This window comes from Ruegeria sp. CE6, from assembly GCF_056537485.1.
Window position 1 is genome coordinate 80,545 of record NZ_JBQFRR010000001.1, and the last position, 16,004, is coordinate 96,548.

Genomic DNA, 16,004 nt, shown 5'->3' on the forward strand with positions numbered 1-16,004 from the left:
GCTTGATTAATGCAGGACCTGTCTCCCCGCGCTGCGGATTTGTTGGCACAACGCCTTTTCGAGGCCGGATGCCGCCATGCGTTCGGAATGCCCGGCGGCGAGGTTCTGACATTGGTGGATGCGCTGGAAAGCGCGGGCATTGCTTTCCACCTTGCAAAACACGAAAACTCTGCAGGTTTCATGGCCGAAGCGGTCCACCATCGCGATGGTGCACCTGCAATCCTCGTGGCCACACTCGGGCCCGGAGCGATGAACGGGATCAATGTTGTCGCCAACGCCCTGCAGGATCGGGTGCCGATGATCGTGCTGACCGGATGTGTCGACGCGGATGAGGCGTTGACCTACACCCATCAGGTGATGGATCACGCGCAAGTCTATCGCTCGATCACCAAAGGCAGCTTCATGCTGACGGCCGACGGGGCCGATATCATCGCCGACAAGGCGGTATCGCTTGCCAACCAAGCGCGCCCCGGCCCGGTACACATCGATGTGCCTATCTCGGTGGCCGATACGCGCGTATCAGGGGTTAAACGTCGTCGACTGGCAAAAGTTGCTCCTGTCGCGCCTGGCGCGGAATGTCTGGAAAAGGCCCGCCGCTGGGTGGCCGAGGCTGAGCGACCTTTGGCGATAATCGGTCTTGATGTTCTTTACGACGACTCGCGCTGTGTGGTGCGAGCATTTCTAGAGCATTTCAACATTCCCTTTCTCACCACCTACAAGGCCAAGGGGGTGGTGCCCGAGGATCATCCACTCTGCCTGGGCGGGGCGGGTTTATCTCCGCTGGCCGATAAGCACCTGGTCCCGCTGGTGGAACAGGCTGATCTGGTGCTGTGTTTGGGATATGACCCTATCGAGATGCGCCCCGGCTGGCGCGAGATCTGGGACCCAGAAACCAAGCGCGTGATCGACATATCAGCCGTGGTGAACGATCATTACATGCATCAGGCTGGGCTAAATCTGGTCGCCGACACCGGCGCAACGCTTGAGGCCATTGCCAAGGGCAACCCTGCCGGCAAGACTTGGCCGAATGGCGAGCCCGAACAGGTCAAGGCTGCGCTGGCGAATGCTTTTCCGACAGATGAAGACTGGGGACCGGCGGCGATCATCGCAGAAACTCGTGCCGTTCTGCCACCTGAGACCCTCGCCACGGCCGACAGCGGCGCGCATCGCATTCTGCTCAGTCAGATGTGGGAGTGTTCGGAGGCACGAGGGTTGATCCAGTCCTCGGCGCTCTGCACGATGGGGTGTGCCGTTCCGATGGCGATCGGTCTGAAATTGGCCGAACCGGATCGCCCCGTGATCAGCTTTTCAGGCGATGCCGGGTTTCTGATGGTTGCCGGAGAGCTGTCGACTGCCGCCGAATTGGGTGGCAACCCAATCTTTCTGGTCTTTGTCGATGCCAGCCTTGCGCTGATCGAGCTGAAACAACGCCAGCGTCAGATGGGCAATCGCGGAGTGGATTTTGACCGCCATGACTTTGCCGCTTTAGGCCGCGCACTCGGCGGTTATGGTCGCACAGTTCGTAGCCGCGATGATTTGCGGGCTGCATTGGATCAGGCGTTGAAAGCAGACAAGTTCACTGTCATTGCTGCGGAAATTGACCGTGGAGGATATGATGGCCGCATCTGAAGGACCGCTGAAAGGCGTCAAGGTACTGGACCTGTCTCGCATTCTGGCAGGACCCACTTGTACGCAGTTGTTGGGCGACCTTGGCGCTACCGTCATCAAAATCGAAAACCCGGCGACCGGTGGTGATGATACGCGACAATGGGGCCCTCCTTACGCCGAGGATGCGGATGGTAACCGCTCGGACCTGAGCGCATATTTCATGTCCTCCAACCGCAACAAGAAATCGGTCGCATTGGATATCGCAACACCCGAAGGACAGGCAGAAGTCCGACGCCTAGCCTCGCACGCTGATATACTGATCGAGAATTTCAAGCCCGGTGGACTGGCGAAATACGGGCTCGACTACGCAACCTTGTCCAATGAGTTTCCCGACCTCGTCTATTGTTCAATCTCAGGCTACGGGCAGACAGGCCCAAACTCATCGAAGCCCGGATATGATCTAATGGCGCAAGGATATGGCGGGATCATGTCTCTGACCGGAGACGCCGAAGGCGCGCCGATGAAAGTAGGCGTCGGAATTGCTGACGTGATGTGTGGTATGTATGCCTGCGTTGGTATTCTGGCTGCGCTGCGTCATCGCGACATGACTGGCGAGGGTCAGCAGATCGATCTGGCGCTGGTGGATGCTCAGATCGCTTGGCTGATAAATGAGGGCGTGAATTATCTGACCTCGGGCGAAGTGCCTCAGCGGCGCGGCAACGGGCATCCCAATATTGTGCCTTACGAGGTCTATCAGACGGCGGATGGGCACGTGATTCTGGCCGTTGGAAATGACAGTCAGTTCAAAAGATTTTGCGGCTTCATCGAAAAGCCAGAGCTAGCCGAAGATCCCCGATTTGCCACCAACCCGGCCCGTCTTGAAAATAGGGATGCGCTGAATGCGATCCTGCGCCCGGCAGTTCAGGCGCTGGATACAGGCAGCGTCATCGCGGGGCTTGAAGACCTGAAAGTCCCTGTTGGCCCGGTGCGGACGCTCGATCAGGTTTTTGACTCGGATCAGGTCGCTGCCCGCCAGATGCAGATCTCGATGCAAGCTGAGCCTGGCGAGGTGCAACTGATCGGGAATCCCCTGAACCTGTCACGCACGCCTGTAACATATCGCAGCGCACCACCAGTCTGTGGGGCTGACACACAGGCTGTTCTGAACGCGGAAAACCCCTTCGAAGATTGAAACACTCTGCCCGTTTAGGCGGCAAGTTGCTGAAACATGCCCTTGAATCGGCGGTTTTTTTCGCGTTTCTCACACACGGGATTTCACCAATTCGAGAGCAGGGTCGATACTGTTACGACCCGGCTGCACACTCTGTTACATCGAACAGTGTAGAACGTCGCAATCAGATTGGACCCGAGTATGAAACAAGACGTCTTTGGACAGATGAACACCCTGAACCAGCCCGCAAGCGTCGAGGCATGGGATGGTGTTCTCCTTGGGTTCATGGCGCATGCCGCTGTAACACCGCAACATCTGGGCAAGGTGCTGGAGCTTGAGCCGGACTTTGCGCTGGGCCATGCGGTCAAAGGGTTGTTCATGGTTCTGCTGGGCCGGCGCGAGATGATCGCGGTCGCTGCCGAAGCGCTGAGTGCCGCGAATGCAGCGATGGAGCGTCAGCCAGTTTCAGCCCGGGAAAGGCTATATGTCGAGGCGCTTGGTTTGTATATGGCCGACCTTCCATCACAGGCCGTTCAGAAATTTGAAGAGATTCTGCGAGCGCACCCAACTGATACTCTGGCCATGAAGCTCAGCCATGCGACGCGTTTCGTTCTGGGCGATGCGGCGGGGATGCGTCGGTCGATCGAACGGGTGATGCCAGCGTATGAACCCGACCACGCCGGACGTGGATACTTGCTGGGGTGCCACTCGTTCGCGCTGGAGGAAACCGGCGCCTACGAGAAAGCCGAGATCGCCGGTCGTCAGGCCTTGTGGATGGTTTCGGACGACGCCTGGGGATTGCACGCTGTGGCGCACGTGCACGAGATGACGGGCAACGCGCAGCTGGGACTGGACTGGCTCGCGGGACGCGAGGACGCTTGGGCGCATTGCAACAATTTCCGCTATCATGTCTGGTGGCACAAGGCGCTGATGCATCTGGATTTGGGGCAAGTCGATCAAGTTATGGCGCTTTACGATCATCACATCCGCCAGGACAAAACCGACGACTATCGCGATATCTCGAATGCAACCTCGCTGCTGTCCCGGCTAGAGCTTGAGGGCGTTGATGTTGGCAACCGCTGGGAAGAACTGGCCGATCTCAGCGCAGCACGAACCGAAGACGGATGCTTGATCTTCGCCGATCTTCACTACTTGCTGGCATTGACCGGGGACAAACGTTCGGAGGCTACGGCAAATATGCTGCAGCGTATTCAAAATGACGCCCAGCGCAATCAGGGTGACACGCCGATCCGCATGTCCGACCCGGGCATTGCCGCCGCCAAGGGGCTTGAGGCCTTTGGAGAGGGCCTTTACGGCCAAGCCTTTGATTTTCTTTCAAATGCCCGGGGTGGGATGCAACTGGCGGGTGGCAGCCACGCCCAACGTGATGTATTCGAGCGCATCACCATTGATTCCGGCCTGCGCGCTGGCCGCTTGGATGCTGTCGAGCGCATCCTGGACGACCGCCGCGCCAAACGTGCCGGGGGAGAGGACAATTACGCCCTCGCCCGCCGAGAATTGATCGAGGCCGCACGCGACAGCGGCGACGCACAAAGCGTCCCCGCCGAATAACAACAATAAAAGACCAAGAAGGACAGAAACCGTATGGCGACCGCATCGCCCGCTTCTGATTTTGCTCCGGTGGCGTCTCAGGTCGCCGCCCCCGCCGCTACGCGCGATCCGCGGTTGGATTTCTATCGCGGCATCGCGATGTTCATCATCCTGATTGCCCATATTCCGAACGATCCGTGGGCCAAATGGATACCTGCCCGCTTTGGCTTTTCGGACGCAACCGAGATCTTCGTATTCTGTTCAGGCATGGCTTCGGCAATTGCTTTTGGGGGGGCGTTCATGCGCAAAGGCTGGTGGATGGGCACCGCACGCGTGAGCTTTCGCATCTGGCAGGTCTACTGGGCGCATATCTGCCTGTTCTTCTTTGTCGCGATGACAATGGCGGCCCTGAACCAGAGTGGGCTGTTCGAGAAAAACTATATCTCCTCTCTCAATCTACAGCATTTCTTCAACGATCCGGCGTCACAGATCGTCGGACTGTTCACCCTGACCTATGTGCCGAACTACTTCGATATTCTACCGATGTATCTGGTGGTACTGGCGATGATGCCCCTGTTTATGGGGCTATATCGTATCGGATTCTGGGCGGTCGCCATGGCCTCGGTCACGATTTGGCTCGTTGCACAATTCGACTACCTTGACCTGCCGGCCGAGCCCTGGTCAGAGCGCCAGTGGTTCTTCAACCCATTCGGGTGGCAATTGCTGTTCTTCACCGGCTTTGCGTTCATGCGAGGTTGGATTCCAGCGCCGCCGGTGTCGAAAACTCTGATCTGGGCGGCAGCATTGTTTTTGATCTTCTCGATGCCGTTCGGCTCGTGGAAGGTATTCACTTGGATCAATGCAGCAGCCCCTGATCTGGCTGATGAGATTCGCAAGGTCTGGCCAGTGACCAAAGAATTTCGCGACAAGACCGACTTTGGTCTATTCCGATATCTGCATTTTCTGTCGCTTGCCTATCTGGGTTGGGTTATCGCCGGTGAGCATGGCCGTCGCCTGATAGCGACCGGTCATGGGGCAGCCGCAAAGGTCTGGCAGTTCCTGCTGACCATCATCACCAAAGTGGGTCAGCAATCGCTCGCGGTGTTCGTATTTTCTATGGCAGCAGCACGACTTATCGGCGTCGGACTGGACCTGAGTGGGCGGGATGTTGCCAGTGTGTTCATCGCCAACATGATTGGCTTTGCCATGATCATCGGCGTGGCTTATCTGGCCGCCTGGTTCAAGTCACAACCTTGGAAATCAAAGAAATGAACTTTACACGTCGCGCTTTTCTCGCCTCATCAACCGCTCTGGCCTTCGCCCCAGCGGCATATGCCACAGGTGGAGAGACCCCGTTCAGCCGAGACGACGTCATCGCAATGGCCCGCGACCTGGCCAGCCGTGATCATGCCGAGCGTGAGATGGTTCCGCAGGAGTGGCAGGACCTGACGTATCAGCAATACCGTTCAATCCGGTTCCGGCTGGATCGCGCGCTGTGGTATGAGACCGAGACGCCCTTCAACGTCGATTTTTTCACGCCGGGCCTGTATTTTCCACGCACAGTGAAAGTATCGACCGTCGAGGACGGTATGACCAAGCCGGTCGCCTTTGATCTGGCCATGTTCGATAAGTCTGAAGACGTACCTGAGCTGCCCATTGACGACACGCTGGGCTTTTCAGGTCTACGCCTGCGTACTGAGATGCACCGCCCTGGCGAGACAGACGAGTTCTGCGTTTGGCAAGGGGCCAGCTATTTCCGCGCCATCGGTTTGCACGAAGTCTATGGCCTTTCGGCCAGAGGGCTCGCCTTGAAGACCGGCGATCCAGATGGCGAGGAATTTCCCGAATTCATTCGTTTCTGGTTGGAGCGTCCAAAACCGGATCAACGTAACATGGTCGTTCATGCGCTCATGGACAGCCCCAGCGTTACAGGGGCCTACCGCTTCCACGTTACCGCCGGTTCAGATTGCGTGATGGATATTGAAGCCACCCTGTTCCCACGTACCGAACTGCCCCATGTCGGCATCGCGCCCGGCACATCTATGTTCCTGTTCGATCAAACCAATCACAGCCGTTTCGATGATTTTCGCCCCGCAGTGCACGACAGTGACGGGTTGATGATCCGCAACGGCGCAGGAGAGGTTCTGTGGCGCCCGCTTGCGAACCCGACTCGCCTGCAGATCTCGTCTTTTGTCGACACAAACCCCCGCGGCTTTGGTCTGATGCAACGCAAGCGCAAGTTCTCGGACTATGCGGATCTTGAAGCCAATTATCACAAACGCCCAAGCTTGTGGGTCGAACCCAGCGAAGACTGGGGTAAAGGCACCGTCACGCTTGTCGAAATCCCAGCGGATCAGGAGATTTATGACAACATCGTCGCCTATTGGCGCCCGATGGAACCCTACGCCGCAGGCAGCCAGATTGATCTGTCCTATCGCCTGACCTGGGGCGAGGAACCGCAGCACACCCCTATGGCCCGCGTGATCAACACCGCGATGGGCGACAACACGTTCGGCGAGGGCCGTTTGGCTGTGATTGATTTCGAAGCCAGTGAGCTGCTTGACGATCCCGAGGCCATCACGGTGTTTGTCGACTCGCCCCATGCCGAAACTTCAGAAGGCGTTCTGCAGCGTAACCCAGACACGGGCGGGTTGCGGCTGGCGTTCTCATTCGAACCAGGCGAACGCAACCACGTGGAACTGCGCGCGCAGTTGCTGAAAGACAAACAACCAGCCTCTGAAGTCTGGCTTTACCGTTGGACCATATGAACCGCGATCTTCATATCATGCCGCCCGAGGCCCCTCTAGCGATGCCAGCCCAGAACTTTGCGCAGGGATTCCGCGATGCGCAGGTACCTGCCGGGGGTCGAAATCCCTCTGTCGGGTTTTGGCGCGCGCTGGTCTTCTCACCTGCCATGGCGGCGGCTTTGGGTCTGCTCTGGGTCATGTCCGACTGGTTCAGCGCCGAAGGGATCAATCTGGTCGAAGGTATCCTGCTGACGCTAATCTCGTTCAATTTCTTCTGGATTTCCTTCACGGTCTGCACCGTACTGCTGGGCATGGTCTCGCTGTCCCGGCAAGAGCAGCCAAAGCGTGAAGGACGCTCGCAACCGTTGCGCGTGGCGCTGTTGACGCCTGTCTATAACGAAGTGCCGTGGAACGTGCTGGGGAACGCCCGTACGATGCTGGAAGACCTGCAGAAACGCGGTGGTCAGCACCACTATGCCATGTTCATTTTATCCGACACGCGCGACCCCGAGATCGCCGCGCAGGAACAGGCCAGCGTTGAGGCGTTGCGGACCACGCTGGCACCGGGGCTTGAACTCTATTACCGCCGCCGCCCCCAGAATACGGATCGCAAGGTCGGTAATATTGCCGATTGGGTCAGCCGCTGGGGCGCGGACTGGGATGCGATGTTGGTGCTGGATGCCGACAGCCTGATGACGGGTCGCGCGATCTCGCGCCTGACCGATGCTTTGGCCCGCGATCCCGGCGCAGGCCTGATCCAAAGCTATCCGCAGCTGATTGGCGCGCAATCGGTCTTTGCCCGGATGCAGCAGTTTGCCAACGGCGTCTATGGTATCGCCTTTGCCGAAGGCCTCGCGCGCTGGTGCGGGCAAGAAGGCAATTATTGGGGCCACAACGCCATCATTCGCACCTGTGCATTTGCTTCTAGCGCAGGTCTGCCCAAGTTGCGGTCGCTCAACGGACAAGACAAGCTGATCATGAGCCACGATTTCGTCGAGGCCGGATTGCTGCGCCGCGCAGGATGGGCCGTGCGCTTTCTGCCGCGCATACGCGGATCATATGAGGAAACGCCCCCCACCCTCATTGACCACGCAATGCGCGATCGCCGCTGGTGTCAGGGCAACCTGCAGCACCTGAAACTGCTGGGTTCGACCGGCTTCCGCGCAGTCTCGCGGTTCCATATGTTCCACGGTGCGGTCGGATATCTGATGTCGCCGCTATGGTTCGCACTTTTGGTGATGTGGGCCTTGATCGGTCAGGGCAAGGACGCCTCGGTCCTGCATTACTTCAGCCCGGACAATCCGCTGTTCCCGCAATGGCCAGAAATGTCCGAAACACGCCATGTGCTGATCATTCTGGTGATGTATGCGATGCTATTGGCGCCCAAGGTTTTGGGCGTCGCTGCCCTGCCCCTCAGCGGTGTGCGATATTCCGATTTCGGCGGAACGCGAAAATTCTTCACTTCATTTCTGTCCGAAGTCATCCTGTCGATCCTCTATGCCCCTATACTTATGGTGCAGCAGATGATTGCAGTGTTCCGCACCGCGTTGGGCATTCAAAAGGGCTGGTCCCCGCAAGCGCGCGATGGTGGCAGCTACGGGCTGCGCACGCTGATCCTGTGCCACAGCCTTGAGACTATCATCGGCGGCGCGCTTAGCGTTGGCATCCTCGCCGGTCTGGTCTCGGTCTGGCTGGCACCGATTGCGATCAGCCTGGCACTGGCGATCCCATTGTCTGCGCTCAGCGGCGTATCGGCAGGCACCGCGCGCCGTATGGTTGGTATGCGCGAAGATGTCAGTGAGCCTGCAATTACACGCTCGGCCCGGCGCTATCGTGATGAGTTGAAGCGATTGATCGAAGGCAAGGGCGTGATCACACCGGCGGAATGATCACCCGCCGGGCAGGCCCTCGTACCAGTCTACCATCATATCAGCCCAGCCGTTTGGCACCGTATGGCCGCCCGGGAACAGAGCAAATTCCAAGGCGCTACCTTCGGCACACCCCATCCAGTTGCGACGCATGAACTGGCCTGTGGTAGAAAACCCGCTGGGCTTGGTATCGGCACACTCATTGGCGACCCGCCAGATTTCCAATCCTGCAAAGATATCGCCCTGGTGGAAACGGCCTCCGCCCAAAAGGCGGCCCTCCAGCGGCACCACATTGTCCGTCCAACCATGGGTGTGGAACATGCGTACCGGACCATCACAGCTTTCGGGATGTGGCCGCCAGAACCCGCCTGAAACCGGGACATAAGCAGAAAATGAATCCGGCGCAGCGCAGGCGAGGTAATAAACCATGAACGCGCCAGCCGAGAAGCCGCCCAGCACCACGCGATCCGGGTCGATATCAAACCGGTCGGCGGCGTCCTGCACTACTTCACGAAGAAACGCGGGTTCATCCCGACCTTCCCAACCGGGAAAGAAGTTCCAGCTTTTTCGGCCGTTTCTCTCGGACCCTTCCGGTGCCATCACCGCGTAGCCGCGCGCCAGCAACGGCTCGACCATGGATCGATTCTTGAGCGTACCGGTGGCGCTGCCGCCATAGCCGTGCAGGAACACAACCAGCGGAGGGTTCTCCGCTTTCGGCAGTTCGATGTGATATCCGCCTGATGCGGTTTCGCACATCCCCTCGGTATCGCCACAAGCCGCAAGGCCTGGTTGCCCGGCAAAAACAAAGCACGCGGCCAACCAGTGTCTGACACTCATCCCGTTTCCTCTTCATAAGCGTTGACAGGCAACCCAGCCCGCACCCAACCGGGTCCGGCCGCCGAACCCAGCATGCCCTCGGGCACGTCGATGATATTGGTAAATCCAGCCTCGGTCAGTCGATTGCTTAATCGGGCCGAGCGCACCCCGCGTGCACAGATCAGTGCGACAGGTGTAGATCGGTCCCCCCCGAGCAGATGGTCCAAGGCCTGCACGAAATCCTCACGGCGCATGTCGAGCGGATGGGCCGCTTCGGCGACCCCGGTCGCCCGCCATTCGCGTGGGGTTCGGATATCGATAAGATGGATCGCGCCGTCGAGAGCCTGTTGATGGGCTGTGGCCGCCGCAATCTGACCACCAGCATAGGCCTGCGGGATCAGCCGGTATTCGCGGATTGCGAAACCCGCTGCAATGGCGGCCCCTCCGCCCAATAGGACCCATCTGCGGGTTCGGCGTTTCCCTTCTGCCATGCGGCACTCTCCTGCATTGTCAGATCGGTATTATCATATGGCAATTCGCGACGCTTTCAGGAAATCCAACCCTCAGATCAAGTTCGCGTCATAGTTACACAGGTAGATCACGTCCAATATGTGCGCTTTAGGACCTTTCGGAACCTTGCAATTTCCGGACAGTCAATAAATTATCCCTAGTAATTCAGTCATATTGACCGCACAGACCGGAGTATCGCACTTGTCCCTATTCCTTATCGCGGCCCTTCCCTTCCTCGGAGCTGTCTTTCCGGCCCTCCTGATCCGGGCAGGACGAAACGCAGCAGCATCAGCGGCTGGGTTGACCACCTTCCTCGCGTTGATGGGATTGCTGATCCACATTCCCAGCGTCATGCGCGGTGATGTTGTGACCGCGCGGTTCGACTGGATACCCGGGCTTGGACTAAACGCGAACTTCATGCTGGACGGCCTGGGTTTTTTGTTCGCCCTGCTGATCCTGGGCATCGGTCTTCTGATCATCCTCTACGCACGATTCTACTTGTCGCGCGAGGATCCGATGGGGCAGTTCTATACCTATCTGCTGCTGTTTCAGGGCGCGATGGTGGGAATTGTTCTGTCCGACAATATCCTGCTTCTGCTAATATTCTGGGAACTTACGTCGCTCAGTTCATTCTTGCTGATTGGTTACTGGAAGCACTTGCCCGAGGGTCGTCAAGGCGCGCGTATGGCTTTGGCCGTGACCGGTTCGGGCGGGCTGGCGATGATCGCAGGGATGCTTATCCTCGGCAATATCGTGGGATCTTATGACCTGAGTGTCATTCTGCAGAACAAAGAGCTGATCCAGTCCTCGCCGTACTACCTTCCTGCGCTGATCCTGATCTTGCTTGGCTGTTTCACCAAATCGGCGCAATTCCCGTTCCATTTCTGGCTGCCGCACGCGATGGCGGCTCCGACGCCAGTGTCGGCCTATCTGCACTCGGCCACAATGGTGAAGGCAGGCCTGTTCCTGATGGCCCGGATGTGGCCGGTTCTGGCGGGTACGGATGCGTGGTTCTACATCGTCGCCACTACCGGTTTGATCACCATGCTGCTGGGTGCCGTGATTGCGCTGTTCAAGGATGACCTAAAGGCGCTGTTGGCGTTTTCGACGGTGTCCCATCTGGGTCTCGTGACGATGCTACTGGGCTTTGGCACGACGATCGCTGCTGTTGCAGCCGTCTTCCACATCATCAACCACGCGACGTTCAAGGCGGCCTTGTTCATGACCGCCGGGATCGTGGACCACGAGACCGGCACACGCGATGTCAAACGGCTGGGTGGTTTGCGGCATCTGATGCCGATCACGTTTACTATCGGCACCATCGCTGCCCTGTCGATGGCCGGTCTGCCACCGCTGAATGGCTTCCTCTCGAAAGAGATGATGCTGGAAGAGACGGTCCACACGACTTGGCTGAACTCGCCTTACTTGGTACCCGGCTTGGCGCTTTTGGCTGCGCTATTTTCAGCGGCCTACTCCTTTCGCTTTGTCAGCCATGTCTTCCTTGGGCCCGAGCGGGACGATTACCCCGCGCATCCGCATGACCCGCCTGTCGGTCTTTGGTTGGCGCCGGCGTTCCTTGTGGTGCTGGTTGTCCTGATCGGTCTTTATTCCGCAGCCATTGTTGGCCCGCTTGTCGCGGTTGTCTCCAGCGCGGTGATCGGGGGCGAGAAGCTGCCTTATTACTCGCTGAAACTGTGGCACGGCTTTACACCTGCGCTTTACATGTCGGTGGTCGCGACGCTGGGAGGCCTGTTCCTGCTGTCGTTGCACAAACGCGGCGACCAGATATGGAACACCCTGCCCCGGCCCGAGGCAAAGGTGATCTTCGAGGCAATCATCGACGCGCTGACCCGTCTCAGCCGCTGGATTACGGACGAGCTGCATAATGGTGTGCTCAGCCGGTATGCGATCATCTTCGTGGCTTTTGTCGTTGGGCTTGGCTACTACGCCTACACCACCGGCACCATTGGCGTTGAAACACGCGTACCGCTTGAGGCTCAGGTCATCCCGATCATCGGCTGGATCTGTCTGGTGGGTGCGACGCTGGCGATCATGTGGTTCCACCGCAACCGTCTGCTGTCACTGGTGTTGATCGGGGTGGTTGGCCTGATCGTTTCGATGGCATTCAACTACCTTTCTGCCCCCGATCTGGCGCTGACACAGATTTCGGTCGAAGTGGTGACGATGATCCTGCTGTTGTTGTCGCTGAACTTTCTGCCGACCGACACACCCTGGGACAGCAGCGCGGCACGGCGTTGGCGTGATGCGGCAATTTCGGTGGTTGCCGGGATCGGCTCAGGCGCTTTGATCTATGCGCTGATGATGCGGGATTTTGCTTTCCCAACGATCTCGGAATTCCATCTGGCCAATTCGTACAAAGGTGGCGGTGGCACCAACGTCGTGAACGTGATCCTCGTCGACTTCCGGGGTTTTGATACCTTTGGCGAGATCATCGTGCTGGGCATCGCAGCCCTGATCATCTACGCCCTGACCGAAGCAGTGCTGAGCACCAATGTGCGCAGTTACCTGCTGAACCGCAAACCACATTGGCCGCAGTCGGGTGACTCTCACCCATTGATGATGGTGGTCGTCACCCGCGTGATGATGCCCATCGCATTGATGGTCGGGGCCTATATCTTCTTCCGAGGCCACAACCAGCCCGGCGGCGGCTTCATCGCAGGCCTCATCGTCGCGATCGCCTTCCTGATGCAGTACATGGCCAGCGGCTATACCTGGGCGATTGAACGGCAGAGATTCTATTATCACGGCACCATCGGCTGGGGCGTATTGATCGCTGCTGCCACCGGTTTGGGCGCATGGTTCAATGAACGCCCATTCCTGACCAGCGATTTCGGCTATATCCACTGGCCCCCGCTAGAAGAATTCGAATGGGCAACCGCGATTCTGTTCGATACCGGCGTCTTCCTTGCGGTACTGGGCGCTGTGATGCTGGCGCTCGACAGCCTGTCGCGCTTCGCCTGGCAACCGGGCATGGCTCAAGAATTCCCGATGGATATCAACCCACTGCGGGACAGCCCTCAGGATGAAGATAACGAGAAGGAGCAGGCCTGATGGAAGCGCTCGTAGCCTCTGCCGTAGGCGTCATGACCGCAGCCGGGATTTTCCTGATCCTGCGTCGTCGTACATTCCCGGTCATTCTGGGCCTGTCGCTGATCACCTATGCGGTGAACGTGTTCTTGTTCGCCACCGGGCGGCTGGCGCTGAACGCACCTGCAGTTCTGAACAAATATGAAGATGTCCCCTATACCGACCCGCTACCGCAGGCGCTGGTGCTGACGGCCATCGTGATCTCATTCGGGATGACGGCGGTGATCGTGATGATTTCGTTGTCCGCCTATCTGTCCTCGAAGGATGACCATATCGATATGAGCGCAAGCGATAGCGTGGACGCTCCGGGAGAAGACGCATGAACCATTGGATCGTCGCGCCGATCGTCCTGCCCGCGATCCTGGCCCCGTTTATCATTATGGTGTTGCGATATCATTTGGACCTTCAACGCATCTTCTCGGTCGCCGGCGTCGTGGGATTGCTGGGTATCGCCTTGACCATTACCGCCCAGGCATCGGGTGGCGAGGTTCAGGTCTATGAGCTCGGCAACTGGCCCGCACCGTTCGGCATCGTAATGGTGTTGGACAAACTTTCGGCCATGATGGTGTTGTTGACGGCCCTGCTGGCCCTGCCGGTTGTCCTTTATGCCATCGGCTCTGGCTGGGATGAGAGAGGCAAACACTTCCATGCTCTACTCCATTTTCAGCTAATGGGTGTCTGCGGTGCTTTTCTGACCGGCGACGCCTTCAACCTCTTTGTGTTTTTCGAGGTCCTGCTGATTGCCTCTTACGGCCTCATGACGCATGCAGGTGGCGCAGTGCGGTTGAAGGCCGGTGTTCAGTACGTCGCCTATAACCTGCTCGGCTCGACCTTGTTCCTGTTTGCCTTGGGCACGATCTATGCTGTGACCGGAACGCTCAACATGGCTGATCTGGCCGTTCGCGTGGCCGATATCCCACCCGAAGACACCGCCTTGCTGCGGGTTGGAGCAGTCTTGCTATTACTGGTTTTCTGTATCAAGGCCGCAGTGTTGCCACTGCATTTCTGGCTTCCTGCAAGCTACGCAAATGCGCCACTGCCCGTTGCGGCGCTGTTCGCGATCATGACCAAAGTCGGTGCTTATTCGATCCTGCGGGTCTATACGCTGGTCTTTGGGCCCAATGTAGCCGCAACCGAAGGGCTAGTCGGTAGTTGGCTACAACCTGCAGCGCTGCTGACATTGGCCGTTGGCGCTATTGGCATTCTGGGCTCGCAACATATCGCGCGAATGGTGGCCTTTTGCGCCATCGCATCGATGGGCACATTGCTGATTGCGATCTCGTTGTTTAGCGAGGCCGCGACGGCGGCAGCGCTCTACTATATCTTCCATTCGACTCTGGCGACGGCCCTGCTGTTCCTTGTCGCGGACATGGTAATGGAGCGCCGTGGCGGAGCCATAGCCCCTTCGAGGCCGATGCCGCAATCCGGTCTGATCTCAGCCCTGTTCTTTGTCGGCGCCATCGCGATGGCTGGCATGCCGCCACTATCGGGCTTTGTGGGCAAGCTGCTGGTACTGGACGCCTCACGTGGCGCGCCCGATGCAAATGCGGTCTGGGCCGTGATCTTGATCGGGTCGTTCGTCACAATCGTGGGTCTGGCCCGCGCGGGAACGCTGATCTTCTGGAAAAGTCACGACGCCCAACATAATGTGACGCCTGAGCCAACCGACGAAGACAGCCTACCAACCGCGCCCGAGCCCTATCCGGGCCTCGCCTTTACTTCGGTGTTCGGGGCGGTTCTGGGACTTGTGCTGCTGACACTGTTTGCAGGTCCGGCGCTGCAATATGCCAGCAACACGGCCGTGCAACTGTTCGCGCCGGAAGATTACATTTCGGCCGTGCTGGGAGGGGAAGAATGATGAAGCTTCTGCACCGTATATTTCCGCATCCCCATCTGACCGCACTACTTACACTGGTGTGGGTGTTTCTGGCAAACACCGGGTCTTTGAACTCGGTGGTCTTTGGCCTGCTACTGGGCATCATCATTCCGTTTATCACTCAGCCCTATTGGCCGGATCGCCCGAAACTGCGCAATTGGCCGATGGTGGCGGAATACATGTTGGTTGTCTTATGGGATATCGTGATGGCCAATATCGCGGTGGCCCGGATCATCCTGTTCAAGCGCGATGCAGACCGCCAGCCAAGCTTTGTCAGCGTCCCGCTGGAACTGCGCACGCCCGAGGCCATCACAGTTCTGGCCGGAACCATCACCATGACCCCTGGCACCGTCAGTTGCGATTTGTCCGCACAAGGGCACTACCTGCTGGTTCATTGTCTGGATGCACCGAACCCCGAAGAGGTGCGCGACCAGATCAAACAACGCTATGAGCGCCGCCTGAAGGAGATTTTCGAATGATCACCTATGCGATCTACTTTGCTTTTGCCTGCTTCGGCGCTGCGATCATGATGTGCTTGTGGCGTATCATTACAGCCGACGGTGTCAGTACCCGTGTTCTGGCCCTAGATACAATGGTGATCAACACCATCGCTCTGCTTATCCTTTACGGCTTGAGTATCGAGACCGAAATCTTCTTTGAATCCGCCATGATCATCGCCATGCTCGGCTTTGTCTCAACCGTGGCTTATGCGCGCTTTATGCTGCGTGGCAATATCATCGAATGAGCGT

General features: G+C 58.2%; 13 protein-coding genes. 11 read left to right on the top strand and 2 right to left on the bottom strand.

Annotated features, from left to right (window positions below; translation table 11 throughout):
- Positions 1 to 9 precede the first annotated feature (9 nt).
- The 6 genes from ACR0DK_RS00355 (at position 10) to mdoH (ending at position 8,966) form a co-directional block, all read left to right on the top strand.
- Positions 10 to 1,629 (top strand): thiamine pyrophosphate-binding protein, encoded by a 1,620-nt coding sequence (locus ACR0DK_RS00355; protein WP_480734498.1) that lies wholly within the window; start codon positions 10 to 12, stop codon positions 1,627 to 1,629.
- On the top strand, positions 1,616 to 2,800 hold the full coding sequence (locus ACR0DK_RS00360) for a CaiB/BaiF CoA transferase family protein (RefSeq protein ID WP_480734500.1): 1,185 nt from the start codon (positions 1,616 to 1,618) through the stop codon (positions 2,798 to 2,800). The genes ACR0DK_RS00355 and ACR0DK_RS00360 overlap by 14 nt, the downstream gene beginning before the upstream one ends.
- 180 nt (positions 2,801 to 2,980) lie before the next feature.
- The gene (locus ACR0DK_RS00365; protein WP_480734502.1) at positions 2,981 to 4,351 is read left to right on the top strand and encodes a tetratricopeptide repeat protein; all 1,371 of its coding nucleotides are present in this window, start codon (positions 2,981 to 2,983) and stop codon (positions 4,349 to 4,351) included.
- Between the two features lie 33 nt (positions 4,352 to 4,384).
- Positions 4,385 to 5,602 carry an OpgC family protein gene (locus ACR0DK_RS00370; RefSeq protein WP_170594865.1) on the top strand — a complete coding sequence of 406 codons (1,218 nt, stop codon included), beginning with the start codon at positions 4,385 to 4,387 and terminating at the stop codon, positions 5,600 to 5,602.
- On the top strand, positions 5,599 to 7,098 hold the full coding sequence (locus ACR0DK_RS00375) for an OpgD/OpgG family glucan biosynthesis protein (protein ID WP_480734505.1): 1,500 nt from the start codon (positions 5,599 to 5,601) through the stop codon (positions 7,096 to 7,098). The genes ACR0DK_RS00370 and ACR0DK_RS00375 overlap by 4 nt, the downstream gene beginning before the upstream one ends.
- Entirely contained in the window at positions 7,095 to 8,966 is a 1,872-nt protein-coding gene (gene mdoH, locus ACR0DK_RS00380; protein WP_480734508.1) for a glucans biosynthesis glucosyltransferase MdoH, read from the top strand. Before ACR0DK_RS00375 ends, mdoH begins: the two co-directional genes overlap by 4 nt.
- Here the strand turns inward: mdoH and ACR0DK_RS00385 are convergent, their stop codons facing one another.
- Both ACR0DK_RS00385 and ACR0DK_RS00390 read right to left on the bottom strand, forming a co-directional pair.
- A complete protein-coding gene (locus tag ACR0DK_RS00385; RefSeq protein ID WP_170391879.1) occupies positions 8,967 to 9,782 on the bottom strand; it encodes a PHB depolymerase family esterase in 816 nt (271 codons plus the stop codon). It abuts the gene before it with no gap.
- On the bottom strand, positions 9,779 to 10,252 hold the full coding sequence (locus ACR0DK_RS00390; protein WP_480734510.1) for a rhodanese-like domain-containing protein: 474 nt from the start codon (positions 10,250 to 10,252) through the stop codon (positions 9,779 to 9,781). Before ACR0DK_RS00390 ends, ACR0DK_RS00385 begins: the two co-directional genes overlap by 4 nt.
- 220 nt (positions 10,253 to 10,472) lie before the next feature.
- Here ACR0DK_RS00390 and ACR0DK_RS00395 point away from each other — a divergent pair, with 220 nt between their 5' ends.
- From ACR0DK_RS00395 to ACR0DK_RS00415, 5 genes are read left to right on the top strand one after another with little or no spacing between them, the layout of a single operon-like run.
- Positions 10,473 to 13,343 carry a monovalent cation/H+ antiporter subunit A gene (locus tag ACR0DK_RS00395; protein WP_480734512.1) on the top strand — a complete coding sequence of 957 codons (2,871 nt, stop codon included), beginning with the start codon at positions 10,473 to 10,475 and terminating at the stop codon, positions 13,341 to 13,343.
- Entirely contained in the window at positions 13,343 to 13,702 is a 360-nt protein-coding gene (locus ACR0DK_RS00400; protein WP_170391885.1) for a Na+/H+ antiporter subunit C, read from the top strand. The genes ACR0DK_RS00395 and ACR0DK_RS00400 overlap by 1 nt, the downstream gene beginning before the upstream one ends.
- Positions 13,699 to 15,237, top strand: a complete 1,539-nt coding sequence (locus ACR0DK_RS00405) for a monovalent cation/H+ antiporter subunit D (RefSeq protein WP_480734515.1) — start codon at positions 13,699 to 13,701, stop codon at positions 15,235 to 15,237. The genes ACR0DK_RS00400 and ACR0DK_RS00405 overlap by 4 nt, the downstream gene beginning before the upstream one ends.
- The gene (locus tag ACR0DK_RS00410) at positions 15,237 to 15,734 is read left to right on the top strand and encodes a Na+/H+ antiporter subunit E (RefSeq protein ID WP_170392908.1); all 498 of its coding nucleotides are present in this window, start codon (positions 15,237 to 15,239) and stop codon (positions 15,732 to 15,734) included. Before ACR0DK_RS00405 ends, ACR0DK_RS00410 begins: the two co-directional genes overlap by 1 nt.
- Positions 15,731 to 16,000 (top strand): K+/H+ antiporter subunit F, encoded by a 270-nt coding sequence (locus ACR0DK_RS00415; RefSeq protein ID WP_170563653.1) that lies wholly within the window; start codon positions 15,731 to 15,733, stop codon positions 15,998 to 16,000. Before ACR0DK_RS00410 ends, ACR0DK_RS00415 begins: the two co-directional genes overlap by 4 nt.
- Positions 16,001 to 16,004: the final 4 nt, after the last annotated feature.

Coding starts and splice junctions, on each gene's coding strand:
- ACR0DK_RS00355 (WP_480734498.1), top strand. CDS start 10: ATGCAGGACCTGTCTCCCCGCGCTGCGGATTTGTTGGCACAACGCCTT.
- ACR0DK_RS00360 (WP_480734500.1), top strand. CDS start 1,616: ATGGCCGCATCTGAAGGACCGCTGAAAGGCGTCAAGGTACTGGACCTG.
- ACR0DK_RS00365 (WP_480734502.1), top strand. CDS start 2,981: ATGAAACAAGACGTCTTTGGACAGATGAACACCCTGAACCAGCCCGCA.
- ACR0DK_RS00370 (WP_170594865.1), top strand. CDS start 4,385: ATGGCGACCGCATCGCCCGCTTCTGATTTTGCTCCGGTGGCGTCTCAG.
- ACR0DK_RS00375 (WP_480734505.1), top strand. CDS start 5,599: ATGAACTTTACACGTCGCGCTTTTCTCGCCTCATCAACCGCTCTGGCC.
- mdoH (WP_480734508.1), top strand. CDS start 7,095: ATGAACCGCGATCTTCATATCATGCCGCCCGAGGCCCCTCTAGCGATG.
- ACR0DK_RS00385 (WP_170391879.1), bottom strand. CDS start 9,782: ATGAGTGTCAGACACTGGTTGGCCGCGTGCTTTGTTTTTGCCGGGCAA.
- ACR0DK_RS00390 (WP_480734510.1), bottom strand. CDS start 10,252: ATGGCAGAAGGGAAACGCCGAACCCGCAGATGGGTCCTATTGGGCGGA.
- ACR0DK_RS00400 (WP_170391885.1), top strand. CDS start 13,343: ATGGAAGCGCTCGTAGCCTCTGCCGTAGGCGTCATGACCGCAGCCGGG.
- ACR0DK_RS00405 (WP_480734515.1), top strand. CDS start 13,699: ATGAACCATTGGATCGTCGCGCCGATCGTCCTGCCCGCGATCCTGGCC.
- ACR0DK_RS00410 (WP_170392908.1), top strand. CDS start 15,237: ATGAAGCTTCTGCACCGTATATTTCCGCATCCCCATCTGACCGCACTA.
- ACR0DK_RS00415 (WP_170563653.1), top strand. CDS start 15,731: ATGATCACCTATGCGATCTACTTTGCTTTTGCCTGCTTCGGCGCTGCG.